Source organism: Sorangium sp. So ce145 (genome assembly GCF_051525985.1).
Taxonomy (GTDB): Bacteria; Myxococcota_A; Polyangia; order Polyangiales; family Polyangiaceae; genus Sorangium; species Sorangium cellulosum_B.
In genome coordinates this window covers 6,654,841-6,679,005 of sequence record NZ_CP150315.1, presented here as the reverse complement: position 1 = coordinate 6,679,005, position 24,165 = coordinate 6,654,841, and the positions used below count along the sequence as shown (strand labels likewise).

Genomic DNA, 24,165 nt, shown 5'->3' with positions numbered 1-24,165 from the left:
CGAGGCGGAGGGCACGGGCCGACCCGCGCCCGCTCAGACGCTGAAGCCGCTGGGTGGTCCAACGTTATCGGTCTCTCGGGTAGCGCTGGCCTCTCCCGAGCTCCCCGGCGACCACCGCCGCGGCCTCCGCCTCCGCCTCCGCCTGGGCGGCGACGTCGTCCGGCAGCGGCAGCGCCTGAACCGCAGGGAACCGCAGGCCGAACACGCCGGCGCCCGCGGCGACCGGCTCCACGCGCTCGCTCGTGGTCCGCGCGTCGAACTCGACGATCCGGTTCACCGCGCGCTGCATGGCGATGGCGACGAACAGCCAGGTGATCGGGCCGGTAAAGAGCTGGAGGTACGGGATGACGCTCGCCACACACGCCGCGATGACCAGGCCCCGCGGCACGCCGTCGGGCATGCCCCGCAGGCGGCACTGCAGGTTCACGCGATCACAGAGCCGGAGGCCGTTCCAGAATATCCAGTAGTAGTTGAAGTACGGGGCGAAGTGCAGGACGATGGCCTTCCCCACGGAGGGATCGTCGCGCTCGGCCCGGGGCAGCTGGGCGTGCATCGCGTTGAAGCGGACGAACGACACGATTCCGAACGTCACGACGTGCAGCAGCGCCGTGGCCCACACCGGAAACGCCTCGAGCTGGTGCCGCGCGAGCGCGACCCGCTCGCCCGCGCCCAGCGCGGCCACGCCGCCCCGATAGCTGTTGGACGCAACAGGCTGCCCGCCGACGCGCTGCGCCAGCAGGGCGTGACGCATGGCCTCGTTCTGTCGGCGCAGGCGCTCGTTCTCGGCCTGAACGTCGTCGAGCTTGCCCGCGAGCGCATCTCGATCGGAACGGAACACGGGGCAAGTATAGCGCCGCGCCCGGGCCCAGCAGGCCGAAGCGGAGGGGCGAGCGAGTGATGAGGCCCCCATGGCCCGCGCGAGGCACGAGAGGGAGAGCCGTGGCGCTCTCGGCGCAGGGCAACTGGGGTCAGTCGCTGTCTCGGCCGCTGCCTGTGAATCCGTCTTCCCGGCGCGCGAAGAGGACGTTGAACGTCGTGAGCGTCCCGTAACAGCCCGTGATGTACGCCTGGAGCTGGACCTTCTCCGCGTCGCTCAGCCCCTCGTGCCCGTTGATCTTCTGCTCCAGCACGCGCAGCTTGTCGCGGAGCATCACGATCTTGTGGAAGAACACGTCGAGCGGGATGCGCTTCTCGGCCGTGCCCTCCTTCCCGGGCCGGAGCACGATCTCCCCGCCTTCCCAGCGGCCGCCCATCTCCGCGCGGCCGACGCCGAGCTCCTCGGACAGCACCTCGCGCAGCACACGGCGGAACTCGTCGATATCCATGTCGATGTCGATCTCCCTTGGCAGCGGCGAACGGAAGGGCTGCGGCGCCGCGCTCGGCCGGTGCTCCGGCGACGGGGCGCGCTCGGGCGCCCGCGGCCTGACGCCGGAGCCGCGCGGCTGGCCCGCCGCCCGGGGCGGCGGTGGCGGCGGAGGCGCGCCCTTGGCACGGTAACGGGCGCACGTCGCTGTCGCCTTGATCGGCGGCGGGTACACCTCGAGGGCGCACTCGCCGACGCGGCCGCGCGCTGGATCGTCGTGCGCCCGGGTGAATGCCGCGCAGCTGCCGCACCGACCCGCGTAATCGTTCACTGCGGCGGGACTGTACCAGCTTTGCGGCCGTCGGGGAGCGCCTTATCGACGCACGGAGGCGCCCGCCAGCGACGCCGCGATCCGGTCCCGGTGCCGCGCTCGGTCCTGGTGCCGCGCTCGCCTGTCGCAGCGAGGGCGAGCTCGCCGCGGTTCGGCTACCATGTCTGGCCGTGCGTGCCCCGGCCCTGCTCCCCGCCCTCGTCTCCGCCGCCGCCCTCGCTGCCTGTGCCGCCGAGCCGCCGCCACGCGCGCCGGCGCCTCCGGCCGCCCCGCCGTCGCCGCCAGCCGCGGCGCCCTCGCCCGCTGCCGGGCCGGAGCCGGCGGCCGCGCGGCCGCCGCTCGAGTTCATCCACGACGACGTGCCGCGAGCGCGCGAGAAGGCCCGGGCCGAGGGCAAGGCGCTGTTCGTCGATGCGTGGGCGCCGTGGTGCCACACCTGCCTGAGCATGAAGCACTACGTGCTGACCGATCCGTCGCTGCGCCCGTTCGCCGATCGGGTGGTGTTCGCGGACGTCGACACGGATCGACCGGAGAGCGCGCCGTTCCTGGAGCGGCACGAGGTGACGGTGTGGCCGACGTTCTTCGTCCTCGAGCCGGCGGGCGGCGAGGTGATCGGGCTCTGGCGGGGCGCCGCCTCGGTCGAGGAGCTGCGCGAGCTCATCCGCGAGGCGCTGCTCGCGATGGATTCGCAGGCTGCGTCGGCGCTGCCCGCGGACGATCCGAACCGCCTGCTGGTCGAGGCGAAGCGGGCCCACAGCGCCGGGGACCACGCCGCGGCGGTGTCCGCCTACCGGCGCGCCCTGGCCCGGGGCGGAGAGGCCTGGCCGCGGCGCAGCGAGGCGCTGCTCGGCCTCCTTTCGGCGCTCTACCGCACGAAGGACGCCGCGGCGTGCGCGGAGCTCGGCAGCGCGCACGTCGGCGAGGTGAAGGGCGCGGCGCTGCCCGCCGATTTCGCGAGCGTCCTGCTCTCCTGCGCGGCCGCGCTCCCCGGCGGCAAGGCCCAGCGGGCCGCGCGCGAGGCGGCGGTCGCCCGGCTGCGATCGATCGTCGCGAGCCCGCCCGCGGACGCGAGCGCGGACGACAGGGCCGACGCGTGGGGCCTGCTCGCCGAGGGGCTCGAGGCGCTCGGCGACGCGGGCGGGGCCCGCGCTGCGAGCGAGTCGAAGCTCGCCGTGCTGGAGCGGGCCGCGAAGGAGGCGAAGACGCCCGAGGCGGCCGCCGCGTACGACTACGGGCGCGCCATGGCGTACATCGCGCTCGGCCGCGGCGAGGAGGCGGTCGCGATGCTCTCGCAGCGCGAGGCGCAGATGCCCGCCTCGTACGAGCCGCCCGCGCGGCTCGCGCAGGTGCTCCACGCGATGGGCCGCGAGGCGGAGGCGCTCGCCGCGGTGGAGCGGGCCATCGGCCGCGCCTATGGCCCGCGCCGGCTGCGCTACCTGAAGCTCCGCGCGGAGATCCAGCAGCGGCTCGGGCGGGGCGCGGAGCAGATCGCCACGCTGCGCGAGGAGGTGGCCGGCTACGAGGCGCTCCCCAAGGGCCACGCCAGCCAGGCGGCCCTGGACGACGCGCGGCGGCGGCTCGCCGAGGCGGAGAAGGCCCAGCGCGGCGGCGGTGTGAAGAAGCGCTGACGGCGGCGGCGTCTGGCGGCCGCTACTGGCACCCGGCGTCCACGATCAGGTCCGTCGCGCGGAGGTGGTCGGTCGCGGGGTCCTCCGGGAAGGTCACGGTGATGTCCACGTCGACGGTGCACGGGGCGGCTGTCCCCGGCAGGAGCTCCATCGTCAGGCTCCCTGTGGCGCCCGTCGCGCTCACGGCCGCGCCAGCGGGGTCCAGGCCCTCCGGCGTGCAGCCGGCCGCCCCCTTGCGCATCAGGAGGCGCGACACACTCCACATCTCCGGGACCGTGACGATGTCGAAGCCCGCAGGCGACTGCCTGCTCGGCGCCTCGGCGTAGAGCACCACGCAGAGGTCCGCCTCTGGCCGGGCCTTGTAGATGGTGAGATGATCGTACCCGCCGGGCCAGTACGTGGCGGTGTAGCGGCCGACCTCGGTCTCGCCGCAGGAGGCATTGTCCGAGATATCCACCCCCGCCTGCTGCGCGACGCACGCATTGCAGTAGAACTGGCCGTCGCACCCGCAGACGCCCGGGCAGTCCTCCGGGCACCCCCCGGGCCGGGGGGCGCACCGGCCTACGAAGGAAAGACATGCCAAGGCGCCAGAAGACGCCAAGGGGAAATTCCGATCTTGGTGGCTCCTGGCGTCCTCACGGTTCCTCTGTTCGCCGCCCGCTTCACAGCGTCGGCAGCACGCCGCGGTCCCGGCCGAGGGGGAAGGCCGTCTCGAGGCGGGCGATGTCCTCGCTGCTGAGGCGCAGATCGCCCGCGGCCGCGTTGTCGAGCGCGTGGGCGGCGCTCGCGGCCTTGGGGATCACGAAGATCGGCTGTCGGCGGAGCAGGAAGCGCAGCGCGACCTGCCACGGCGTCGCGCGGTGGGCGGCGGCGACGGACGCGAGCACCCTGCCGGCCGCGCTGTCCGGCGCCGGGAACCGGCCCGAGCCGAACGGGCTGTAGGCGACGACCGCGATACCGTGCCGCTCGCAGAGCGGCAGCACCCGGTGCTCGATCGACCGCTCGAGCAGGTGATAGAGCACCTGGTTGCAGGCGATCTCGCGCGCTCCGGCGATGGTGATCGCCTTCGACAGCTCCGCCTGGTCGAAGTTGCTGACGCCGAAATACCGGATCTTGCCCCGGTCCCTCAGGTCCTTGAAGGCGCGGAACGTCTCCTCGAGCGGGTGCGGCCCGGGCCAGTGGAGGAGGTAGAGGTCGAGCCTGTCGGTGCGGAGCTGCTCCAGGCTGCGCTCGCACGCCGCGATCGTGCCGGCGTAGCTCGCGTTGCTGGGCAGCACCTTGGAGGCGAGGAACACCTCGTCGCGGCGGCCGGCGATCGCCTTGCCGACGAGCGCCTCGACCGCGCCCGAGCCGTACATCTCCGCCGTGTCGATGTGCGTCATGCCCGCGTCGATCCCCCGTCGGATGGCGTCGATGCAGGCCGCCTCATCGTTCATCTCCATCTGCCAGGTGCCCTGTCCGACGACCGGGATCGTGACGCCAGTAGAACCGAGTGCGCGCTGCTCCATGATGATGAACCTCCGCTTTTGTCACCGGGGGCGGCACGCGCCGCCCCCGCCCCGCCGGCAGAGCCGGCGGGGCCCCACCCCCACGCGGTCCGTGCTGGCCTCCCCTCACGGAGAGCCGCATGGACACAGCGTTTCTACCTGATCGGCGTTGCAGAGGCGCCCCTCCGCCCCAGGTGGGATCGCTGAATTCACCACGAAAAGCAAGCCCGAGCGCCTTCATTGGGCTGAGTCCGGCGGTTCGCGACGTCGGTCACTGGCGCCCTGCCCGTGGAAAATTCCTTGCTTGAGGACGTCGCAGACAGACGATGAGCCGCTGTGTAGATTGCGTTGCCCGTGGGCTCCGAGGAGGTGGATCGATGCGTTGCATGCTGATGGGATCGTTCGTAGTGGCCGCCGTGATGTCGTTCGCTGGCGTGAGCCGCGCGCACATCGACCTCACGTCCCCCGCGCCGAGGCACGCGGACGACCAGCAGAAGGTGGCGCCTTGTGGTGCTCGCGGCGATGCGCGGGGCGAGACCGTCACCGTGTTCGAGCCGGGCGAGACCATCACGGTGACGTGGAACGAGACGATCGATCACCCCGGGCATTTCCGGATCATGTTCGACGACGACGGCTTCGACGATTTTCCGGAGCCGGCCAATGAGAACGATCTCTGCGAGCCGGGGGTGGACAAGGGCTGCCTGCTCGACGGCATCGCCGACAAGAAGGGAGGATCGTATTCGGCGGAGGTCACGCTCCCGGACGTGGAGTGTGACAACTGCACGCTTCAGCTCATCCAGGTCATGACGGACAGGAGGCCGGCCACCCTGTACTACCGTTGTGCGGATCTGGTGCTCAAGTCCTCCGACCCTGGCGCCGCGACGAGCGCGGCGAGCACCGGCGCCGGCACGGGCGGCGGTGCGACGGGCGCGGGCGGGGACGCGGCGACGAGCGCGAGCAGCAGCGCCACGGCGGGCGCAGGCGGAGACGCGACGACGGGCGCCGGCACGGGCGGGGGCGCAACGACAGGGGCGGGCGCGGGCACGGGCGGGGGCGCGACGACGGGCGCTGGCGTTGACGAGGGCTCTGGCGCGGCGGAGGACGACGGCGGGTGCAGCTTCGGCGGCGCGGTGGGCGGGGCTCCGATCTCGGCGGGGCTCGGCGCGCTCGCCGCCCTCGCGCTCGCGGCGCGCGGGCGGCGGCGAGGCCGGCTGGCGCCGCGGCAGGACGCTGCCGGTCGCGGGCCGCGGCGCTCGTGATCGCGGGGCCGGCGCGCCGTCAGGAGCGGCGCGTCGGCCCTTCGGAGAACCTGGCGATCTCGACGATCTCCGTGGCGCGGTCGCTGGCCGGCGGAGCGAGCCAGGGGCCGTCGAACCGGGTGACCAGCGCGGTCACGTTGTCGCGGCCTCCGGCGGCGAGCGCGGCGTCGATCAGGGCGCTGGCGGCCGCCGCGGGGTCGGGGTGGGCGTCGAGCGCGGCGGCGATGTGTTGATCGTCGACGAGGTCGCTCAGCCCGTCGGTGCAGAGCAGCAGGGTGTCCTCGCGGCGGAGCTCGACGGCGGAGAGCGCGATCCTGAGGTGTTCGCGGAGCCCGAGCGCCTGGAGCATCACGCCCCTGTGCTCGAAGGTGGCGGCCTCTTCGGGCCGCAGCTTGCCGCTGTCGAGCAGCGACTGGAGGAGGGTCTGGTCGCGGGTGAGCTGGGTGAGGACGCCGCTGCGGAGGAGGTAGGCGCGGCTGTCGCCGACCTGCGCGAGCAGGAGGCGCTCATCGCAGAGCGCGGCCACGGTCGCCGTGGTGCCGCTGTTCCGGTGTTGTGAGCTCCGGCGGGCGTTGTCGCGGACGGCGCGCCCGGCCTCGCCGATCGCCTCGAGGAGGCTCCGCTCGAGGGCGTCGCTCGATCGGGGCGCGGAGCGGGTGAGGGTGGCGTGGACGATGCGCGCCGCGAGCCGGCTCGCCGCGTCGGGGGACGACGCGCCGCCGGAGCCGTCGTAGACGGCGAGCGACAGGGCGAGCGGCGGCTCGACGGACGCCTGGGCGGCCGCGGGCCCATGGGCGAGCCCGCGCGCGAGATCGCTGATCAGGAAGGTATCCTCGTTGTGCTCGCGGCTGAGGCCCACGTCGGTCCGGGCCGCCACGGCGACCGCCGCGGCGTGTTCGACGGCGGACGTGCGGTACACGGGCATGCGCGCATCGTACCGCGGGGGCGCTGTCCGAGGGAGGGCGCTCGACGCGCGGCGCGCCTCGTGCCTCAAATGAAGAGAGACCGCATGAGGCTGCTCCCCAACCCCGAGCGCGCGTGGGAGCGCGCCGCGCACGTCCAGACCCTCGCGCGCGCCGAGATCGAGCGGCGGATCCCGCCGTTCACGGGCGAAGTGGAGGTGCTCTCCGGCGGGCACGCCAACGTGAACGTGCGCCTCGGCGCCGAGCGCGTGCTGCGGGTGTACCGCCGAGACGCCAGCGCGGCGCCGAAGGAGGCCAGCCTGCTCGCGCATGGCTGGAGGTCGTTCCGCGTCCCGGCGGTCCTGTCGGCGGGTGACGATTTCCTCGTCCTCGAGCACGTCCCGCACGTTCCGCTCCAGGACACCGCGATGTGCGGCGCAGCGGTCGGGCGCGCGCTCGCGGAGATTCACGGCGTCGGCTACGACAGCGCGGGTTTCCTGGGGCCGGAGCTCGCCGTGTCCGTGCCGTTCGCCGACTGCATCGGCGCGCTGCGGGGTCATGTGGACGCGGTCCTCGACAGGCTGGCTCCTGCCCTGCGCGGCGAGCTGAGCGAGCGCGTGCGCGCGTTCCTCGACGCGAACGCGGAGGCGCTGCGCGCGCTGGCGTCGGCGCCCGTGCTCCTCCACGGGGATTTCAAGGCGTCGAACCTGCACTGGCTGTCGTCGGGCGAGCTCCTCGTGCTCGACTGGGAGTTCGCGTACGCAGGGCCGGGCCTGATGGACGTCGGCCAGCTCCTGCGCTGGAGCCCGGGGCGCGAGTTCGTCGCGGCGTTCGCGGGCGCTTACCGCGAGAGCGCGCCGCTCCCCGAGGAGTTCGAGCGCTGGGCCGCGGCGTTCGACCTGTTCAACCTGGTGGGGCTCCTCGACGGGGTGGAGCCTGGCTCGCGCCGGGCGGCCGATGTCTGTGGCCGTATTCTTCAGACCACAGGGGAAGCGAGGACTGAGGTGGATTGAAGACGTCGAACCCGGCATCGCTCGACAGTGCTTCTCGGCGTGCGCCGCAGCTTGGAGAGTCGTTTTCGTGATGAGCGCTGAGCTCCTCGCGTAAGGATGCTTGTCGCGGATCTTCCGCTCTATCTTGTGGGCCGTTCACCGTGATGCGGTTAGGGTGCGACGCCGATGCACAACGGCGCTGACCAGTTCGCGAAGAACATTCTGCGCGAGGCGTTGAGCCGAGCCTCGTCTCCGGAGACGGAGGTGGAGGTGCTCGCGGCGACGCAGAAAATCGATGTCTACAGCGTGCCCGATCCGGCGCGGGACGCTGAGCGCGCCGGGATGGGCTTGCTGGGCGAGCTCTCCGCGGAGCCGAGCCTGTTCGAGCCGTTTCACCGCACGCCCGGCTTGCGGCAGGTCCGCTCGTGTCTGCGCAAGCAGCTCACCTGGTATCACGAGCTCGAACGCCGGGCCCGCGCGCAAGCGTCTCCAGTCGGCGCCTCGTCGAACGATGCGGAACCCGACGCATCGACCCAGCCGGCCGTGGCTTTCCCCACGCTCGTTGTCATCAGCTCGGGCCGGCCGGAGAGCGTGCTGGCAGCGTACGAGTGCCGCAAGGCGAAGCCCGGCGTCTCCCACGCGGCGCCGGGGCTCGCGCTTCGCATCGTCGTGCTGTCCGAGCTGCCCCGGACGCAGGAGACGCTGCTCTTGCGCCTGCTCGGCTCCGGGCGCGTGCTGCGCGAGGCTCTCGCCGATCTGGCGGCGATACCGGAGGACGCCTGGGAGAGGAGCGTCGCCACGCCTCTCCTGGTACATTTCCAGCTCGGGCTCGATGAGCAGGCGACGAGCGAGGAGGACGACGTGAGCGCAGAGATCCGGGCGTGGTTCGAGGATTACCAGCAAAAGCTGCGCAACGAGGGGCGCGACGAGGGGCTGAAGGAAGGGCGCGACGAGGGGCTGAAGGAAGGGGGGCGCAACCTCCTGCTGCGGCAGCTCCGGGCCCGCTTCGGCGAGCTGCCCGCCGCCGTCGTCGCTCGCGTCGATGCAGCCGACGTGGCCGAGCTCGAGCGGTGGGGCGAGCGGGTGCTCGGCGCGCGGACGCTCGACGAGGTGCTCGGCGCCCCGAGCTGAAGGGCCGAGGGCCCGCCGCCCCTGGCCGTCCGGCAGCAGCGCGGCCGCGCAGGGGCGGCAGCGATGCACCAGCGTCCCCGGCGTCGCCGACCACCCCGTCTCTTTCTGCGCAGAAGACGGCCCGCTCAAGGCGGGCCGGCAGGCGTCAGGACGACACCTTCACCCAGGCGGGGCGCTCGCTGATCCGCTTCCACCACGCCCCGACGTTCGGCCGATCGGTGATGAGATCCCCGAGCTTCGACACCACGAGACACTGGAGGTACGGCATCCACGAGATGTCGGCCAGCGAGTAGCTCGAGCCCGCGAGGTACTCGTGGCCGGCCAGCGCCTTCTCGATCACGTCGAGCGCCTTCGAGACCTCGGCCTTGGACGCATCGACGATCGCCTCGTCGCCCGGCTTGCCCTGCATCGGCAGGAAGACCCGCTGGAAGACGATCTTGACCGCCGGGGTGGCGAAGTACGATTGCTCCACGCTGAGCCACTGATCCATGAGCGCCCTGGCCCTGAGCTCGGTCGGCGTCAGCGGAGCTCCCGGAAGCTTGTGATCGAGGTAACGCATGATCGCCCTCGACTCGTAGAGCGTGAAGTCCTCGTCCTCGAGCACCGGGATCACGCCGAAGGGGTGGCGCGCGAGGTGCTCGGGCTGCTTGTGCGCGCCCTTCATCAGGTCGACGAGCACGAACTGCGCCTCCTGGCCCTTCTCGGCGAGCACCGTCAGGACCTTGCGCGTACACGTGCTCATGGGATGTCCGTAGATCTTCATCGCGTCTCCTTAGACCTGTGTTCCGTCGCGAGGCGCCGACCGGCGGCGGCCTCCACGGCGCGCTAGCCTAAACGGATTTCTCCGACCGCGATCGCCCGGATGACGCGGGCCGACCGCGGCGCGCGATCAGCCCTCGCGCCGCCGATCCTCCTGCCACTCGGCGTCGCGGGCCGCGGCGAAGACCGGGAGGCGCGCGAGCCACCGCTCGCCGGCGTTCGGGCGCTCGAGCGCGATGCGCAGGGCCGCGATCAGCTCGAGCGGCGCGGCGTCGAGGCCTTGCTCCTTCGCAGCCCATCCCAGGCCGGCGAGGACGGCGTTGGCGACCTCGTAGCCCGGGCGGTGCATCGGCGCCGTGGGCACGGACGCGGGCGCGGCGAAGTGGCGCTCGCACGCGGCGGCGTCGAGGGAGCTCCAGCCCGCGCACACGATCGGGCGGACAGCGTGGATCGAGCAGGCGCCGCGCTCGTCGAGCAGCGGGCAGGGGACGCCGGCCTCGGCGCGTTCCAGGCGGGAGAGCCCGCGCGTCGCCGCGTCGGCGGCGCGGACGCGCTCCTCCAGCGCGGCGAGCTCCGCCTGGCTCCGCGTGGCGCGCAGGTGGGCCGCGATGCGGAGCACCTCCGGCGCCAGCACGAGCACCTTGCTGACGCAGCAGGTCGCGCAGCCGGCCTTGCAGGCGATGGGCCGCTCGGGCGGCTCGGCGGCGACCGATGCCCCCTGCAGCGCCTCCGCCCGCGCGAGCGCCGAGGCCGCGGCCGACACAGCGCCGGCCTCGGTGCGCGCGGCGAGCGACAGCGCGAGCGCGGCGCGCTCCCCGTCGGCGATCCCCTCGAGGACGGCGGGGGTGTACCGCGTCCCGGGGGCGAGCGGCAGGGAGCGCTTCCGCCGCGTCATCGCGGCGCTACGCGGTCTCCGGGAGCCGCCAGTCGATCTCGTCGACGCCGCGGGCGCGGAGGGCGCTGTTGATGGTCGAGAACGGCTTGCTGCCGAAGAAGCCGCTCCTCGCCGACAGCGGCGAGGGGTGCGCCGCCTTGATGACGGTGTGGCGCTTCGCGTCGATGAGCTTCGCCTTCTTCTGCGCGTAGCCGCCCCAGAGCACGAACACCACCCCGTCGGGCCTGTCGTTGACCTTCTTGATGACCGCGTCGGTGAACGACTCCCAGCCCTGGTTCTTGTGGGAGTTCGGCGTGTGCGCCCGGACGGTGAGCACGGTGTTCAGCAGCAGCACCCCCTGGGTCGCCCACGTCGTGAGGCAGCCGTGGCCCGGGATCGTGAAGCCCGGCAGATCCGAGACCGCCTCCTTGTACATGTTGGCCAGCGACGGCGGCGGCGTGATGCCCGGGCGCACGGAGAAGCACAGCCCGTGGGCCTGCCCGTCGTCGTGGTACGGATCCTGGCCGAGGAGCAGCACGCGGACGCTCTCGTACGGCGTGAGCTTGAACGCGGCGAAGACGTCCTCCTCCGCCGGAAACACCTGGTGCGCCTTCCGCTCGTCCTCGACGAAGCGCGCCAGCTTCTTGAAGTACGGCTGCTCGAGCTCTCCGGCGAGCACGCGCTCCCACGAGGCAGGTAGATCGATCTTCATCTCTCGTTCAGACCCCTTCCTTCGGACAGAACTCGCTCATCCGGCACTCCCCGCACTTCGGCTTCCTGGCGACGCAGGTGTAGCGGCCGTGCAGCACCAGCGCAGGGCCGAAGAACGTCCACTGGTCCTTCGGCACGATCTTCATCAGATCCTCCTCGATCTGCTCGGGCTTCTCGCGCTTCGAGAGGCCGATGCGCCCGCTGAGGCGGGCGACGTGGGTGTCGACGATGATCCCCGAGGGGATGTCGAACGCCGTGTTGAGCACGACGTTCGCCGTCTTCCTGGCCACGCCGGGCAGCGTGGTGAGCTCGGCCATGGTCGCGGGCACCTCGCCGCCGAAGCGCGCGACGAGCTCCCTGCACGTGGCCTGCACCGTCTTCGTCTTCTGGCGGTAGAAGCCGGTCGGCTTGAGCTCTTCCTCGAGCTCCGCCGTGGGCGCGTCGGCGTACGCCTGCGCCGTCGGGTACTTCGGGAAGAGCGTGGCGGTCACCCGGTTGACGCGCTCGTCCGTGCATTGCGCGGCCAGGATGGTCGCGACGAGCAGATCGAGCGGCGTCTTCCAGTCGAGCTCGTAACGCGCGTCGGGGTACTCCTCGCGTAGTTGCTCGAGGAGGAGGGGGATGCGGTCTCGGGCGTTCATGGGGGTCATCGCAGCGTAACCCAGCCCCGGGCCGCCCGTCAGCGGGGCTCGGCCCCTCAGCGACGCCGGGCCACGGGCCCCGGACGCTTCCGGCCGAAGTAGATCTCGAGCAGCTCGCGCCCCACGAGGTTCGCCTTGGTGCGCCACGCGATGTCGTTGGCCAGCATCACGGAGACCGCGATCTCGGGGCGATCCGACGGCGCGAACGAGGCGAACCACGAGAACATCCGCGACGGTTTGCCGCCGACCAGCGTGCCGGTCTTGGCGGCGACGGGCATGGTGCCGAGGGCGCGGGTGCCGTCGGGCTTGCGGAACGCCTTGGCGCAGGTGCCCCGCCGCGTGGTGATCTCGAGCATCGACCGGAGGGTGCGCGCGACGTCGGCCCGCAGGCCGCGGCCGTCGGTGCTCCGCGGCGTGACGGCGCCCGCGTCCTCGCGGTCCTGGGCGTCGTGCGCGCCCGGCGGCGCGAGCAGCGAGAGGCGGACGCGCTCGCCGTCGTTGGCGATCGTCTGCATCGCGAACAGGGCGCCGAGCGGGCTGAGCCGCCCGCTCCAGAAGCCCGCGGCGGCGCGGGCGAGGCCGAGCCCGCCGGCGGGGATGTTGGCGGTGCTCGGCGCGACGGGGATGTCGATGGGGACCTCGCCGTCGAAGCCGAGGTCGCGGGCCTTGTTGCGCAGGTCGTCGGCCGTGAGGTGCCGGCCTGCGAGGCGGGCGAAGACGCCGTTGATGCTGCGGCCGAGCGCCTCGCCGAAGACGGTGCAGGTGGCGCCGCGGCCCTCCAGATCGGCCGCGGTGATCGCGCTCATGCCGCCCGTGTAGCAGACGGGCGTGGCGATGTTCACCTTGCGGCCCTCGAGCAGCGCCGCCGCGGTGACGATCTTGAAGAGGCTCGCGCTCGGGGCGAGCGGGGTGGCGACGTAGTCCCGGTCTCCGCGGCTCGCCCACACGAGGATGCGGCCAGTGCGGACGTCGGAGGCGACGATGGCGCCCTCGGGGGCGCCGGAGCGGGCGAGGAGGCGCTCGGCGGCGCGCTGGAGCTCGGGATCGAGCGTGAGGCGCACCTGCTTGCCCGACGCGCCGACCGTCGCGTGGACCGCGCCGGCCTCGACGTGGAGCTTTCGGACGCCCGGCGGCGCCGGAGATGCCGTCGCCGGCGCGATCCCGACGGCGATCGCGGCGGCGAGCGCGAGGAAGAGACGCGATCGCACCGCGCGGAGATGCCAGGCGGCGCGCGGGAGGGCCAAGTTCCGCGCGGCGCTCGCGACGGGTACCTCGTCGCCCGAGGAGGAGGGGGGAGCGGCTCATGAGGAGCAGCGCGCGCTCCCCGGCTTTGCCCTGGAGCGGCTCAGCGCTCTTGCTCCAGGGCGATCCGATGGCCATCGGGATCGACGACCGTCACGGGCGAGCTGCCCTCGGAGCCGATGGTGCCGACCACCGCGCCCAGCGCTCGGAGCGACGCCAGGATTCGATCGAGGTCGGAGACGACGAGCCCCAGGCGGAGGCCGGACGTCGCCCTGTCCGAGAGCGGATAGAGCTCGAGGACCATTCCACCCACATCGCACGCGTAGTGCTTCGCTCCGTTGCCGTGCTGTTCCGGGGACAAGCGCAGGCCAAGGCTTTCGTAGAACCGCCGCGAGCGCTCGAGGTCCGCGCACCGGAGGACCACGTAGGCAACACGTTGCACGCTCATTGGAGGGGAGCCGCGCGCGCTGACCGAGGTCAGCGCCGCCCTTCCGGCACGATCGTTTCTCCGCGCGCCAGCATCTCCACCAGCGCCGCGATTTTCTTCGCGCGCCCGGCGGGCGTCTTCATGTTGCTCGTGCGAAACGCCAGCGCGAAGAGGTTCTGGCGCCCGAGGGTCTGGAACGTCTTGCGCGCCCGTGGGTTCGCCTCGATGGCTGCGCGAAGGTCCGCAGGAAGGGTGGCTTCGGTCGCGCTGCGGATGGGGGCGTAGGCGGCCTCCCAGCGACCATCCGCCTTCGCGGCGTCGACCTGCCGCTGGCCGTGCGGGGTCATGCGGCCGGCTGCCGTCAGCCGAGCGATGTGATCCCTGTTGATCTGGCTCCAGACGCTCTTCGCCTTGCGAGGCGTGTACCGCTGCAGAAACGAGACCTCGTCGAAGGACTTCCGGATGCCGTCGATCCACCCCCAGCACAGGGCCACGTCCAGCGCCTGCGCGTACGTCACCGTCGGCACGCCGGAGTCCTTCTTGTGAATCTTCAGCCACAGCTCGGTCTCGCGGGCGTGGTTCGCGGCCATCCAGGCCTCGAAGGCCGCCTCGGTGGGGAAGCTCTTGATCTTGTCTGGATTGGGAATGATCGGCGCCATGAGAACGGTCCTGGTTTAAGCTTATCGAACAAGGAACCAAGGGAGCCGGCACGCCGGGTCCACTGCACGTACGAGTCCTCTTCCTTGACAGGGGAATCATCGAACGTTGCCTATGGCGACCGAGCAGTGCCAATGTCGCCAACTCGCCAGTTCGTACGCCCGTCCGTCCAACGCCTCGCTGAGAACCGGTAGCGCTTCCGCGAAACTTTTTCTTGACGAGCCTGCCGGTTCGCGGTTTTCTCATCTAGAGTTCGACCGATGGGAGACTACCGCAAAGACCTTCAATTCGGCAGGAAAGCACTTGCGGAAGCGGAGTGCTTGCTTTTGCAACTGTCGCATGGCAGCCATGTCATCCGTAGTCAGGACAGGCGAATTCACGAATTTACTTGGAGTCGTGCCGATGGAGAACAACGGGTCCTCGTGCGTGTCGAGCGGCAATATACAGGAAACTTTTTCCTCGAGACGAAGGCGAACAATACAACGCAACGACCCGGGTGGATGGTTGATACGCGTGCCAACCTTGTTTTGTACGGATTTGGAACGCACGAGGAGAACTCTCCCCGCCATTGGTACCTATTGGAAGTGACAATGCTGCGTGGCCTGATGGAAAGCGCAATAAAATCGATCGCCGAGGCTGTTCCCGATGCATCTCCATGCAGCGCGTTGAACTCGTTATTCTTGGCTCTACGTCGAGCGAACAGCAATAAGCATTCCGATACATTGCGCGGCGGCACGATCCGGTATCGTAGCAGCGGTATCTTGTTGCCGATCTACGTCGCCGAACAAGCCGGTGTCGTGCTCCACCACGTGGTGATTCCCTATCGCGGCGCGTAGGAAATCTCCTCGTAGCCACGCCCCTGAAAGCTGTTGTAGTCCGTATGCCAGCGCTGAATGTTCGGATCCCAAATTTGTCGATGCAGACGACAGCGACGTGCATCCAAGTCAAATTCGAGAAAGTTGACCGAATTGATCCACTCGCCTCCGCCGTAGCAACTGCCAGCTGCCACCTCAAGCAATGCGTCGCCTTCGGTCCTAACAACCAAGCGTGCGGCCTGGTCGTGCAGGTGCCCGTAGAGAAGAACGTTAAACGTTGAGGAGAGGATCTTCTTTGCTCCGTTATCCCCATCATTCAAATACGCAAGTGGATGGTGGACAAGTCCGATCACCAAATCGTGCGGCCCTGGTGGCGTGACGCACCTAACTTGGTAGTCGCTCAGTAAGAGTCGACCGTGATCGTTTTCTGTGCCCTGCGAGAGCCACGGCGAGCAAAGGCCACAAAATAGCACCTTGTTCTTGTGCTTGAACGTGTGTTCCTGAAACCACCAAGGCCCAGTCTTCGCGGAAGCGCAACCCAGCGCAGAGGCGAATCGATCGTACTCACACATTCCTGCGAGTAACGCGTCACGATCGGTCGCCAGTCCGTTGAATATTTCGGGAATGATCTTCGGATTGTCAAGAATATCTCGGCGCAGGTGGCGAGCACCCTTTGAGATTAGGCTGCGGTCGACGTCGTGGTTTCCGGGCACAAGGAGCAATCGGTCAGTTGGTAGACCTCCGGCCGGAAGCAGCGAGTTTACGAACCAGTTGGCGGCTAGGTCGTACTCGGCCTTCTTGCCACTGAAAGCGATGTCGCCGGTGCAGGCCACGAAATCGGGTGGGCCGATGCGGTCACAGAGTTCACGCACGGCCTCGGTAAGTCTACGGAGGATGGGCCCTGCTTCCCAGTGGTCGCGTTCGGCGAAATGAAGATCAGAAATGTGCAGAATTCGCATTGAAGCACGAAACTCCGACGCCCTCTCCTGTGGGGGTGGCGCGTATGGGGTCTTCCCCAGAACAACGTTTTCGAACTGTCGTCTAAGCTGCAAATAGACCTTGTCCTGCTTGCCTCGAACCATCGCCACAAAAGCCAATTCGCCACGCATGCGCTGAATGAATGATGTTCGGGTGTCAGGACCAGTTCCGGGAGTTTTATTGCCGAGCGCACGCTGCGCGACGACGTCCAGACCAAAGCGCCAACAGGCGTTGATCGTTTCACGAATTCGTCTAATTCGACGTCTGGGGACGTTGACTCGCTCGTTGACTACGAGTCCGGTGACGATTTGCCGTGTTGTTCGTCTTTGTAGGCGGACTTTTTGAGGATTTGCCTCGAATCCGCTTTTCTGCAGTACCTCTGCCAGCACTGCCCCGACCGTTGTTGCACCGGACGGTCCGGTAGACACAAGCCATTCGGGAAGATTTCCCTCTTTTGCTGAGAACGACAAATCATCGGCGTAGCGCGTGTATGCAACGCCAGAGTGTTTGAGAAGTTTTGCTATCTCTCTGTCGAGAGATCTGAACACGATGTTCGAGGCTATCGGCGAAGTCGGGGCGCCTTGCGGTAGTCGGCCCTTATGGCAACATGCGTGGGCGATCGCTGTTGCCACAGGCTCCGAAAGACTGTACGGGGGCGCCTTCAGGGCACCGCGCAAGCGAGGAAACGTCACGGAATGAAAATAGTCTTTGAGATCGATGTTGAGGATCTCGCTGCGTGCGACATGCCGACTCGCGTTAGTGACGATACTGCGATTCGAGAGAAAACCATGGGCGCAGAACGGAACGCGGTAAAGCTGCGCAAGGACATCCGCGATCCTCCTCTGAAGGGCGGCGAGCGGGCCAATCGGTGCTTCGATCAGCCGATGGCCGCCAGCCTTCTTCGGGACCTCAAATGTGCGGTAGTTATTATCGTGCTCGGGTCCCCATAGGAAATACATGAAGCTTGGATATGCTACCCCGAGAAGCTCAGCCAACTGGCGACGCGTGGATGCCGTCTTCAACCCGGCTGCTGCAGCGGTCGCGTCCCAGGGCTTCAACAGGAAGGGAGCATCCGGAATAGTGTTCACGCTGAGAACCTCTCCGGGAAAAATGGTTGACCATGCAGGGCTCCACCCTTGAGTCGATCCCTTGTTACGAACTGGACCGCCACGCGACTCCGTGTCCGGGACATTGGAGCGCTGCCGCGAAATTCAACGGCATTTTCAGCCCTCGATTGCATGGCCAACCGTTACGACCATACCTCAGGCGGATGCGCCCGTAAAGGGGGGACGTCGTGCCGCTACGGTTCGGCCTCGTTCTTGCCGCGTGGGCTAGCGGTCTGGGTGGGCGCTCGGTCGCGCAGCCAGTATCTGGTCCGCGGTCCAACAAGTGGTCGACGGGCCAACCGAACCCGGCGGATCAGGTCTATGCATTCGGGCGCATTCGGTGACGCCATGCATGGTGCGTCTCGTACAGCGGCGCTGCTCCGCAAGTCCAGAGTGCAGTCCGGCGCCGTAGGGTAGCGCCGTTCAACACAGGCGCGGTCGCGGCCTCTCCGGGACGCTGAGAGGCGCTCGTGAGGGGACGCGGTGGCCCGCGCGGATAGGCGCGGCACCGCGCCTGGACGACGCGCCACGGTGGCTCCATCCAGGTCAGCTCCTGCAGCGTACCTATCCGGTCGACGTGCTCTGCTTTACTGGTGGTGGCGCGATGCGTCTTTCAAGTGCTGTGACTGCGCCAGCGATGGCGAGGGAGATCCTCGCGCAGCTCGGGCTCCCCCTGGAAGCTCCGGAATGCCGAGCGCGCGAGCCCACGGAGGGGATTGGCCTGGTGCGACGGGCCCGCATGTGCAGAGTGGGGCGCCGTGCCTGAGCCCCGCGTGCGCAGAGTAAGGTACCCGGCCTGAGCCGCAAGGCGACTTGGGAAGCGCTGGTCGTTCTGCGATGATAATGTGTGCCGGCACGCCGCGCGGCCGCAGCACGCGCCCGGCGGGCGGCTCAGGGAGGCCCGCCGCCGCGGCGGTCGTCGCCGCGCTCCGGGTCTGGTAGGGTGCGCGCAGAGGTGCCTGTGCTCAAGCTGCCGAAAGATCTCGTCGCTGATCCGCGCCATGACGCGGTGTTCGAGCTCCTCACCAAGCATGCGGGTCTCTTGTGGGAGAGCGGCCGAAACCAGGTGGCGACGCTCCCGATGACCGACGCGCTGGCCGCGGAGCTCCGCGGCGCGCTCGCGGCCGAGCACGCCTGCCACGGGCTCGAGCTCATCGCCGACAAGCTCGCCGGCGAGCAGAAGGGGCTGGACGCCGCGGCCAGGCGGGCCCCGGAGAGCCCGCAGAACGCTCGCGCGTCGCGCATCCTCTTTCTCGCGAGCGACGGCAGCACCCGCTTCTATCGCGACTGCGACGCGCTCCTCTCCCGCTACCCCCAGCGCCTCCTGGCCTGCCGGCTCGAGATCGCCGGCGAGGCGCTGGGCGAGAAGCTCACCGGGAGCGCGAAGCTGATCCGGAGCGTGCTTGTGCTCGACAAGAGGGTCGCCGCCCGAGCGCTGCTCGCCCTGCTCCCGCCGGGCTGACATCCGACGCCGCCACGGCGCGCTCCAGCACCGCGCGTCCTCCGTCCACGCTGCGCTCGCGCGCCGTCAGCACCGCCGGCGCGGCCTCCTGGAGAGGCACGCCTCCGCGCCTGGAGGTCCTGGCCTCCAGGCCACAGCCTCCACATCGGCGCCTGGAGCATTTTAGCAGAGCTGTTGGCGTGCTCCCTTCCCGGCGCTCGCTCCACGAGCGCCCCCTCGAGATCACCGCAAATCCACGCCCGCCGAGCCGGCACGCTGCGTGCTCAACGTGCTCAGGGGGAAGGACAGTCAATCGATCCATCAATCCCCGACCGGAGAGAACCCATCATGAAATCTACCGCATTCATCCTCAGCGGCCTCGTTGTCCCCTTCGCCCTCGTCGGTTGCCTCTCGGACGCCGAACCTCACGACGAGGGGCTCATGGACGTCGAGGAGGCCGCCGCCTTCCCCGAGGCAGCCCGCGCCCAGGTGGAGGTGCAGCCGTCCGAAGGCATCGGCGCGCAGAGCACCGCGCCGGCCGCGGACGCCCTCGCCCCGCAGGCGCTGAGCTCCGCCGGGAAGTCTGCCGCAGAGATCGTTGTCGGCTCCGGCGGCGCGCAGTCCCTCGTCCTCCTCCAGCTCCCGATCGTCAACCTGCTGATTAACCCCGGCTTCGAGAACGCGCAGGCCGGCATCCCGTCGGGCTTCATCGATCATGGCAACGCCAACGCCTCATGGTTCGCCGGCTGGGGCACCGCGGCGGACTCCTGGCCTGCCACGAGCAACGACCTGAACTACGGCGCCATCGCGACATGGCTCAAGACCGACGTCGTGCACACCGCCAACAAGCGCAGCCTCCTCGTGTCCGCGACGACGACCAACGGCGGCATCGCCCAGCAGTACTGGACATCCGCCAGCCCGCCGCCGAACAACGCGTACCTGCGGTTCAGCGTCTGGGTCTATACGGTGACCGGGCAGGTGACGATAGGGCTCGGCAGCGGCGGGACGGGTTACACCACCAGGACATCGACCCAGACCGGAAAGTGGGAGTACCTCCAGACCTGCGGCACGACGTTCAACAACCAGGTCCTTATCTACACGATCGGCGGGCCGGCGGTGTACTACGTGGACGACGCCAACGTGTCGGCGACGCCTTCGCCCCTCCTCGATCAGTATTGCTCGCCCGGCGCCGTCGTCTTCTGAACCACGCCGCTGCCGCTCGGCGCGCAAGTCCGGAGATCCGCGCCGGGCGCACCGAACATGGGCTCCGCGCCGCATCGCTCAGTCGGTGCAGCACGGGGCCCCGCCGGGCGCGTCGCAGGTCGCCGGATCGTCGCTGCACGGCAGCCCCCAGGCCACGGTGGCGCCGAGGACGACCTCCACCTGCGCCGTGTGTTTCGTCGAGCCGTCGTCGTTGCGCGCCTCCGCCGCGAGGAGCACGTGGGTCCCCTCCTCGAGCACGGCTTCCGGCTGCCACTGCCTTCCGGGGAGGAACGCGATGAGCCCGTACGCGTGCGGGAACTCCCCGGGGAGGAGCTCGACCATCCCCTCCTGCGGCACGCCCGGCGGGAACAGGTCCCCGGTCGCAGGGTCCTTGACGCTGTACCGCACGCGGACCCTCGTGCCGCAATCGCTGCAGCCCACGGCGAACCAGAGGTGATATCCGCCCTGGGGCCCGGCCATCACCGGGAGCGTGGCGCCGTCCTCGATGCTCTCGAAGCAGGTCTCGCCGGTCCCGATCTCGAACACAGCGGGGTCGTCCGGCAGGCGGCACCCGCCGCCTCCGCCCGCCCCCGTGGAGCTTCCGCCGCCGCCTTCCCCCGTGGAGCTGCCGCCTTCGCCTGCGGAGCTTCCGCCGCCTTCCCCCGTGGAGCCGCCAGCGCCCGATCCATTCGAGCTTCCGGCGCCGCCGCCGCCCTCGCCGGTCGAGGCGCCGTCGGCGCTCCCCTCGCTGGTGGAGCTGCCGCCGCCGCCCTCGCCGGTGGAGCCGCCGCCGCCCATCGCGTCCGCCTCGACGCTCGAGCTGCAGTGGAGACACAGCAGCGCGAGGGTGAGCACGGGAGTCGCTTGCCAGCGGGTCGATGCGCGAAGGAAAGATCTCATGGGGAACACCTGGAACACGCGAGGGCGCTGTAAAGGGGAGAGCCGGAGCGCTCCCTCCTTCAGGCGCGATGTCCCGGAGGGCCGCGGCGGGCTCGACGCGAGCGTCGGCCCTGGCAGACTTGGCAGCAACCGTTCCATCGCGCGCTCCGCGCAATCCGGGCGCTTTCCCGAGCGCGCTCGCTAGCGCGCTGCGCCACGTGTGCCAGGCGCAGACAGCCCTGGCACAGGGACCGGGCCCTCCCGACCCGGCCGGCGCGGCGTGCGCGCTGGAGAGGTGCGGCGACGGCGCCGCCCGGCCCCGGCGGGCGTCTTCGAGACCCACGCCGTGCCTTGGCGCGCTATGGTGTCGTCTCCCGGCCGGGGGCCGGGGGTTCCTTGCCGCCCATGCCGACGACCCGCCTGTTGCACAGCGCCGAGATCCCCCAGGCCGACAACCTCGCGAACGTGCGGCGCGTGCTGGAGGCGCTCTCGGGCGGGGTGACCGAGAAGGAGCGGATCTCCGAGCAGACGGGCATCTCCTTGCGGCACGTCGGCTATGCGCTCGCCGCTGCCCGCGTCCTCGGCTGGCTCGGCGACGACGGCGCCTCGATCACGCCCGCGGCGCGCGAGCTTCTCGCCACCTCGTCCGGCTCTGCCGACGAGCGGACGCACCTCAGGCGCGCGATCTTCGCGTGCGAGGTCGTGAAGGAGGTCGCGCCGGATCTCTTCGAGCCCGCGGCGCCGACGCGGGAGGCGCTCGCGCGGCGCATCTTCCGCTTCACCGCGGGCATCGGGAAGGAGACGGCGCGCCGGCGCGCGCAGACCCTGCTCGCCTGGCGGAGCCAGGTGCTCGAGCGGCAGCTCCCGCTCTTTCCGAAGCGTCCGAGGAAGCGCGGCGCCGCAGCGGCAGCCGGCGCTGGCGAGGAGACAGCGCCGGGCGAGGGGACGGCCTCCGGCGAGGAGACAGCGCCGCGGCGCTGACCTCGCCGGATCCCGCTATTCCGGGTCGTGGAAGGCGCATAACCTGGGATCCTCGGCGCGCGGCGCCCAGCGAGACCGCGCCTGAACGCGCGCCGGGAAGGAAGAACGCATGAACCCTTATGCACCTCCGACCGCATCCATCGAGCCTCACCCCGAGGGTGTCGCGCAGATCAGCCCGGAGCAGCGCCTCGAGATCCAGAAGAAGCTGAGTCGCTACAGCAACTTGAGCCTCCTGTGCGGGGTGCCGGGGTTCCTCCTGCAATCGGTGGGTCGCGCGATGGACAACGCTGCCATCTCGCTCCTCGGCGTCGCCCTGTTCATCACCGCCCTCGTGTATTACGCGAAGATGCGCGGCCGGAGCGGCGCGTGGGGGATCGTGGGGCTGGTCACCTGCATCGGCCTGGCGCTCCTCTACTTCCTGCCGAAGCACTGCCTGAACTGCGCGGCGAAGCACTCGTACCGATCGAAGGGTTGCGATCGCTGCGGCGCGCCGCTCGGCTCTTGAGAGGGCGCGCTCGGCTGCTCCCCGCCGCCGCGGCAGGCGGACCGCGGGCCTCGATCTCGGGCCCCTCGCGGCGCTGCAAGGAGTAGGATGCCGCCCATGAACCGCGTTTCCAGGATGGTGACGGCCACGGTGATCGCGCTCGCGGGGGTCGCAGCCGGCTACGGGCTCCTGGGCTCGCGCACTTCCGACCCGAAGACGCTCGTCGGCCGCGTCTGGATCGAGCGGCTCCCGAAGGGCGACACGGACCTTGTCGAGCTCGTCGTGCTGCTCGCCGACGAGCCGATCGGCGTCTTCCGGCGTTCGTCCCAGTACGAGGGCTCATTTGCCCTGTTTCGTTACGAGCTCCGCGGCAACGACAAGGTGCAGCTGCTCTTCCCGCAGGACAAATCGAGGCACGAGGTCGCCTTCGATGCGCGGCCGTGCGACGTGAAGGGCTTCGACTACTGCCTCGATCTGAGCGGCGCTCCGCGGGGCGCCGCGAAGTACTACAGCCGGAAGGAATGGGAGATCGAGGGGAGCGACCTGCCGGCGCTGGAGAGCGCGCTGCGAGCGCTCGGTGATGAGCTGCACCGGTCCGCGCCGGAGCCGTGAACGGAGCAGGCCGGTCACGGCTCGCCGCGTCGCGCGCTCGCCTCGGAGCTACCGCGCTGCCGGCGCCTTGCGCGCGGGACGCGCCGCGCGCAGCTCGTCGGCGCTCACCTTGCCGTCGCGGTTCGCGTCCGCCGCCTTCATCCGCTCCCAGCGCTTGTCACCCACCTCGTCCCTGGTGAGGAAGCCGTCGCCGTTCTTGTCCTTCTTGGCGAAGCGCGCCTTCTGCTTCGCCGCCCGGTCCTTCATGCGCAGCTCGGCGTGCGCCTTGAGCTCCTCGGCCGACAGGGTGCCGTCGTTGTTGGTGTCGGCCTTGCCGAGCCGCTTCTGCGCCTTCTCGGGGAGCTCAGCGACGGTCAGCTTGCCGTCGCCGTTCTTATCGAAGCGCTTGATGAGGCGGGCCGGGTCCTTCGGGCCGTGCTGGCGACGGGCGTCCTTGCCCTGGGCCTGGTGCGGCGCCGGCTTGCCCCCCGTTCCGCCCGCGCCGTTCGCCGCGTAGGCCGCTCCGCCGCCGGCGAGGACGGCCGCGGCAAGGAAGCTGCCGAGGACGAAGCGACGGATCGCGCTGTGGGTCTTGTTGGAGAAGAGGGCGAGCTTCATGGGGGTCGTGCTCCTTGGTGCAAGGGCCAGCGTGTTCTTGCCGGCTTCTGTTCGTGAGACGCGCCCCGGGCCGTCCTCCCTACGCGCCCCTCGATCTTTTTTCAGCGGGCGCGGCCGTGGCCCACGGCACCTCGCTCGGCCCCGGTCCGCCACCACCCGCCCGTGGGCAGGGGCCGCGCGCGGCCCGCTGGTGTGAGCCTCCGCGCATCGCATCGAGGTCGCAGCGCCGGCTCCGGCAGACGGACGCTGAGATCCGCGTCGAGCGGGGGTATAAAGGAAGCAGAGACGACGATGATCTTGTACCGACCCGTGGGCCTCGCCGAGCTCCGGCTCATCGCGGAGGCCGGCTATCGAGCGTTCCCGCCGCGGCTGTCGCATCAGCCGATCTTCTATCCGGTGCTGACGGAGGAGTACGCGCGCAAGATCGCCCGCGACTGGAACACCGCCGATGAGACCTCCGGGTTCGCGGGGTGGGTGACGCGGTTCGAGGTCGAGGACGACTTTGCCCGCAGGTATCCTGTGCAGATCGCGGGCGGACGCTCCCACGAGGAGCTCTGGGTGCCCGCCGAGGAGCTGGAGGAGTTCAACCGGCATCTCGTCGGGACCATCGAGATCACCGAGGTCTATTGCGGGCCGAAGTTTCAGGGAGACATCGATCCTGCGACCCGCCTTCCCGTCGGTTGGCTCCGCGACCCGCCCAGGAAGGGAAGCTGAGGCCATGGCGC

General features: G+C 70.0%; 26 protein-coding genes. 11 read left to right on the top strand and 15 right to left on the bottom strand.

Features of this window, described 5'->3' with window-relative positions; genetic code table 11:
- Nucleotides 1-64: 64 nt before the first annotated feature.
- Nucleotides 65-838: a hypothetical protein gene (locus WMF34_RS24485; protein ID WP_044965665.1), complete on the bottom strand. Its 774-nt coding sequence runs from the start codon at nt 836-838 to the stop codon at nt 65-67.
- 130 nt (nt 839-968) lie between these two features.
- Nucleotides 969-1,634, bottom strand: a complete 666-nt coding sequence (locus WMF34_RS24480; protein WP_437989285.1) for a hypothetical protein — start codon at nt 1,632-1,634, stop codon at nt 969-971.
- 170 nt (nt 1,635-1,804) lie between these two features.
- On the opposite strand from WMF34_RS24480, the gene WMF34_RS24475 reads away from it, so the two are divergent.
- On the top strand, nt 1,805-3,262 hold the full coding sequence (locus WMF34_RS24475) for a thioredoxin family protein (protein WP_437989284.1): 1,458 nt from the start codon (nt 1,805-1,807) through the stop codon (nt 3,260-3,262).
- A gap of 22 nt (nt 3,263-3,284) precedes the next feature.
- Here WMF34_RS24475 and WMF34_RS24470 read toward each other — a convergent pair whose 3' ends face one another.
- Together WMF34_RS24470 and WMF34_RS24465 are read right to left on the bottom strand one after the other, a co-directional pair.
- A complete protein-coding gene (locus tag WMF34_RS24470; protein ID WP_437989283.1) occupies nt 3,285-3,845 on the bottom strand; it encodes a hypothetical protein in 561 nt (186 codons plus the stop codon).
- A gap of 79 nt (nt 3,846-3,924) precedes the next feature.
- Nucleotides 3,925-4,770: an aldo/keto reductase gene (locus WMF34_RS24465; RefSeq protein ID WP_437989282.1), complete on the bottom strand. Its 846-nt coding sequence runs from the start codon at nt 4,768-4,770 to the stop codon at nt 3,925-3,927.
- A 371-nt stretch (nt 4,771-5,141) separates the two neighbouring features.
- Here WMF34_RS24465 and WMF34_RS24460 point away from each other — a divergent pair, with 371 nt between their 5' ends.
- Nucleotides 5,142-6,008, top strand: coding sequence for an SCE4755 family polysaccharide monooxygenase-like protein (locus WMF34_RS24460; protein WP_437989281.1), 867 nt, complete (start codon nt 5,142-5,144; stop codon nt 6,006-6,008).
- 19 nt (nt 6,009-6,027) lie between these two features.
- Here WMF34_RS24460 and WMF34_RS24455 read toward each other — a convergent pair whose 3' ends face one another.
- A complete protein-coding gene (locus tag WMF34_RS24455) occupies nt 6,028-6,933 on the bottom strand; it encodes a PP2C family protein-serine/threonine phosphatase (protein WP_437989280.1) in 906 nt (301 codons plus the stop codon).
- A gap of 84 nt (nt 6,934-7,017) precedes the next feature.
- Here WMF34_RS24455 and WMF34_RS24450 point away from each other — a divergent pair, with 84 nt between their 5' ends.
- On the top strand, nt 7,018-7,923 hold the full coding sequence (locus WMF34_RS24450) for a phosphotransferase family protein (protein ID WP_437989279.1): 906 nt from the start codon (nt 7,018-7,020) through the stop codon (nt 7,921-7,923).
- A gap of 165 nt (nt 7,924-8,088) precedes the next feature.
- On the top strand, nt 8,089-9,033 hold the full coding sequence (locus WMF34_RS24445; protein WP_437989278.1) for a DUF4351 domain-containing protein: 945 nt from the start codon (nt 8,089-8,091) through the stop codon (nt 9,031-9,033).
- 145 nt (nt 9,034-9,178) lie between these two features.
- Here WMF34_RS24445 and WMF34_RS24440 read toward each other — a convergent pair whose 3' ends face one another.
- From WMF34_RS24440 to WMF34_RS24410, 7 genes are all read right to left on the bottom strand, one after another.
- Nucleotides 9,179-9,796: a glutathione S-transferase family protein gene (locus WMF34_RS24440; RefSeq protein WP_012237381.1), complete on the bottom strand. Its 618-nt coding sequence runs from the start codon at nt 9,794-9,796 to the stop codon at nt 9,179-9,181.
- Nucleotides 9,797-9,922: 126 nt separating this feature from the next.
- Nucleotides 9,923-10,687, bottom strand: coding sequence for a YkgJ family cysteine cluster protein (locus WMF34_RS24435; protein WP_012237380.1), 765 nt, complete (start codon nt 10,685-10,687; stop codon nt 9,923-9,925).
- Between the two features lie 7 nt (nt 10,688-10,694).
- On the bottom strand, nt 10,695-11,378 hold the full coding sequence (gene ung, locus WMF34_RS24430; protein ID WP_012237379.1) for a uracil-DNA glycosylase: 684 nt from the start codon (nt 11,376-11,378) through the stop codon (nt 10,695-10,697).
- 7 nt (nt 11,379-11,385) lie between these two features.
- A complete protein-coding gene (gene nth, locus WMF34_RS24425; RefSeq protein WP_044965656.1) occupies nt 11,386-12,018 on the bottom strand; it encodes an endonuclease III in 633 nt (210 codons plus the stop codon).
- Nucleotides 12,019-12,074: 56 nt separating this feature from the next.
- Nucleotides 12,075-13,226 carry a penicillin-binding transpeptidase domain-containing protein gene (locus WMF34_RS24420; RefSeq protein WP_012237374.1) on the bottom strand — a complete coding sequence of 384 codons (1,152 nt, stop codon included), beginning with the start codon at nt 13,224-13,226 and terminating at the stop codon, nt 12,075-12,077.
- Nucleotides 13,227-13,363: 137 nt separating this feature from the next.
- On the bottom strand, nt 13,364-13,708 hold the full coding sequence (locus tag WMF34_RS24415; RefSeq protein WP_437989277.1) for a VOC family protein: 345 nt from the start codon (nt 13,706-13,708) through the stop codon (nt 13,364-13,366).
- Between the two features lie 29 nt (nt 13,709-13,737).
- Entirely contained in the window at nt 13,738-14,346 is a 609-nt protein-coding gene (locus WMF34_RS24410) for a YdeI/OmpD-associated family protein (protein WP_437989276.1), read from the bottom strand.
- 258 nt (nt 14,347-14,604) lie between these two features.
- Between WMF34_RS24410 and WMF34_RS24405 the strand changes: the two genes are divergently transcribed.
- On the top strand, nt 14,605-15,180 hold the full coding sequence (locus WMF34_RS24405) for a hypothetical protein (RefSeq protein WP_437989275.1): 576 nt from the start codon (nt 14,605-14,607) through the stop codon (nt 15,178-15,180).
- Here the strand turns inward: WMF34_RS24405 and WMF34_RS24400 are convergent.
- Complete coding sequence (locus WMF34_RS24400) at nt 15,165-17,225, bottom strand: reverse transcriptase domain-containing protein (RefSeq protein ID WP_437989274.1); 2,061 nt, start codon at nt 17,223-17,225, stop codon at nt 15,165-15,167. The two genes, WMF34_RS24405 and WMF34_RS24400, sit on opposite strands and share 16 nt — an antisense overlap.
- Nucleotides 17,226-18,198: 973 nt before the next feature.
- Between WMF34_RS24400 and WMF34_RS24395 the strand changes: the two genes are divergently transcribed.
- Together WMF34_RS24395 and WMF34_RS24390 are read left to right on the top strand one after the other, a co-directional pair.
- The gene (locus tag WMF34_RS24395) at nt 18,199-18,705 is read left to right on the top strand and encodes a hypothetical protein (protein ID WP_437989273.1); all 507 of its coding nucleotides are present in this window, start codon (nt 18,199-18,201) and stop codon (nt 18,703-18,705) included.
- 327 nt (nt 18,706-19,032) lie between these two features.
- Nucleotides 19,033-19,887, top strand: a complete 855-nt coding sequence (locus tag WMF34_RS24390; protein WP_437989272.1) for a hypothetical protein — start codon at nt 19,033-19,035, stop codon at nt 19,885-19,887.
- 78 nt (nt 19,888-19,965) lie between these two features.
- Here the strand turns inward: WMF34_RS24390 and WMF34_RS24385 are convergent, their stop codons facing one another.
- Nucleotides 19,966-20,787 carry a hypothetical protein gene (locus WMF34_RS24385; protein ID WP_437989271.1) on the bottom strand — a complete coding sequence of 274 codons (822 nt, stop codon included), beginning with the start codon at nt 20,785-20,787 and terminating at the stop codon, nt 19,966-19,968.
- A 384-nt stretch (nt 20,788-21,171) separates the two neighbouring features.
- Here WMF34_RS24385 and WMF34_RS24380 point away from each other — a divergent pair, with 384 nt between their 5' ends.
- From WMF34_RS24380 to WMF34_RS24370, 3 genes are all read left to right on the top strand, one after another.
- Nucleotides 21,172-21,747: a hypothetical protein gene (locus WMF34_RS24380; protein WP_012237367.1), complete on the top strand. Its 576-nt coding sequence runs from the start codon at nt 21,172-21,174 to the stop codon at nt 21,745-21,747.
- 109 nt (nt 21,748-21,856) lie between these two features.
- A complete protein-coding gene (locus WMF34_RS24375) occupies nt 21,857-22,252 on the top strand; it encodes a hypothetical protein (protein WP_012237366.1) in 396 nt (131 codons plus the stop codon).
- Between the two features lie 96 nt (nt 22,253-22,348).
- Nucleotides 22,349-22,843, top strand: a complete 495-nt coding sequence (locus WMF34_RS24370; protein ID WP_157906880.1) for a hypothetical protein — start codon at nt 22,349-22,351, stop codon at nt 22,841-22,843.
- A gap of 48 nt (nt 22,844-22,891) precedes the next feature.
- On the opposite strand, the gene WMF34_RS24365 is transcribed toward WMF34_RS24370, so the two are convergent.
- Nucleotides 22,892-23,440: an EF-hand domain-containing protein gene (locus WMF34_RS24365; protein WP_012237364.1), complete on the bottom strand. Its 549-nt coding sequence runs from the start codon at nt 23,438-23,440 to the stop codon at nt 22,892-22,894.
- 291 nt (nt 23,441-23,731) lie between these two features.
- Between WMF34_RS24365 and WMF34_RS24360 the strand changes: the two genes are divergently transcribed.
- Nucleotides 23,732-24,154, top strand: coding sequence for an ADP-ribosylation/crystallin J1 (locus tag WMF34_RS24360; RefSeq protein ID WP_437989270.1), 423 nt, complete (start codon nt 23,732-23,734; stop codon nt 24,152-24,154).
- Nucleotides 24,155-24,165: the final 11 nt, after the last annotated feature.

Excerpts from the sequence above, each read along its gene's own strand:
- WMF34_RS24415 (WP_437989277.1), bottom strand. The coding sequence starts at position 13,708 with ATGAGCGTGCAACGTGTTGCCTACGTGGTCCTCCGGTGCGCGGACCTC.
- nth (WP_044965656.1), bottom strand. The coding sequence starts at position 12,018 with ATGAACGCCCGAGACCGCATCCCCCTCCTCCTCGAGCAACTACGCGAG.
- ung (WP_012237379.1), bottom strand. The coding sequence starts at position 11,378 with ATGAAGATCGATCTACCTGCCTCGTGGGAGCGCGTGCTCGCCGGAGAG.
- WMF34_RS24410 (WP_437989276.1), bottom strand. The coding sequence starts at position 14,346 with ATGGCGCCGATCATTCCCAATCCAGACAAGATCAAGAGCTTCCCCACC.
- WMF34_RS24405 (WP_437989275.1), top strand. The coding sequence starts at position 14,605 with ATGGGAGACTACCGCAAAGACCTTCAATTCGGCAGGAAAGCACTTGCG.
- WMF34_RS24440 (WP_012237381.1), bottom strand. The coding sequence starts at position 9,796 with ATGAAGATCTACGGACATCCCATGAGCACGTGTACGCGCAAGGTCCTG.
- WMF34_RS24450 (WP_437989279.1), top strand. The coding sequence starts at position 7,018 with ATGAGGCTGCTCCCCAACCCCGAGCGCGCGTGGGAGCGCGCCGCGCAC.
- WMF34_RS24380 (WP_012237367.1), top strand. The coding sequence starts at position 21,172 with ATGCCGACGACCCGCCTGTTGCACAGCGCCGAGATCCCCCAGGCCGAC.
- WMF34_RS24375 (WP_012237366.1), top strand. The coding sequence starts at position 21,857 with ATGAACCCTTATGCACCTCCGACCGCATCCATCGAGCCTCACCCCGAG.
- WMF34_RS24390 (WP_437989272.1), top strand. The coding sequence starts at position 19,033 with ATGAAATCTACCGCATTCATCCTCAGCGGCCTCGTTGTCCCCTTCGCC.
- WMF34_RS24465 (WP_437989282.1), bottom strand. The coding sequence starts at position 4,770 with ATGGAGCAGCGCGCACTCGGTTCTACTGGCGTCACGATCCCGGTCGTC.
- WMF34_RS24435 (WP_012237380.1), bottom strand. The coding sequence starts at position 10,687 with ATGACGCGGCGGAAGCGCTCCCTGCCGCTCGCCCCCGGGACGCGGTAC.
- WMF34_RS24445 (WP_437989278.1), top strand. The coding sequence starts at position 8,089 with ATGCACAACGGCGCTGACCAGTTCGCGAAGAACATTCTGCGCGAGGCG.
- WMF34_RS24360 (WP_437989270.1), top strand. The coding sequence starts at position 23,732 with ATGATCTTGTACCGACCCGTGGGCCTCGCCGAGCTCCGGCTCATCGCG.
- WMF34_RS24370 (WP_157906880.1), top strand. The coding sequence starts at position 22,349 with ATGAACCGCGTTTCCAGGATGGTGACGGCCACGGTGATCGCGCTCGCG.
- WMF34_RS24365 (WP_012237364.1), bottom strand. The coding sequence starts at position 23,440 with ATGAAGCTCGCCCTCTTCTCCAACAAGACCCACAGCGCGATCCGTCGC.
- WMF34_RS24455 (WP_437989280.1), bottom strand. The coding sequence starts at position 6,933 with ATGCCCGTGTACCGCACGTCCGCCGTCGAACACGCCGCGGCGGTCGCC.
- WMF34_RS24460 (WP_437989281.1), top strand. The coding sequence starts at position 5,142 with ATGGGATCGTTCGTAGTGGCCGCCGTGATGTCGTTCGCTGGCGTGAGC.
- WMF34_RS24385 (WP_437989271.1), bottom strand. The coding sequence starts at position 20,787 with ATGAGATCTTTCCTTCGCGCATCGACCCGCTGGCAAGCGACTCCCGTG.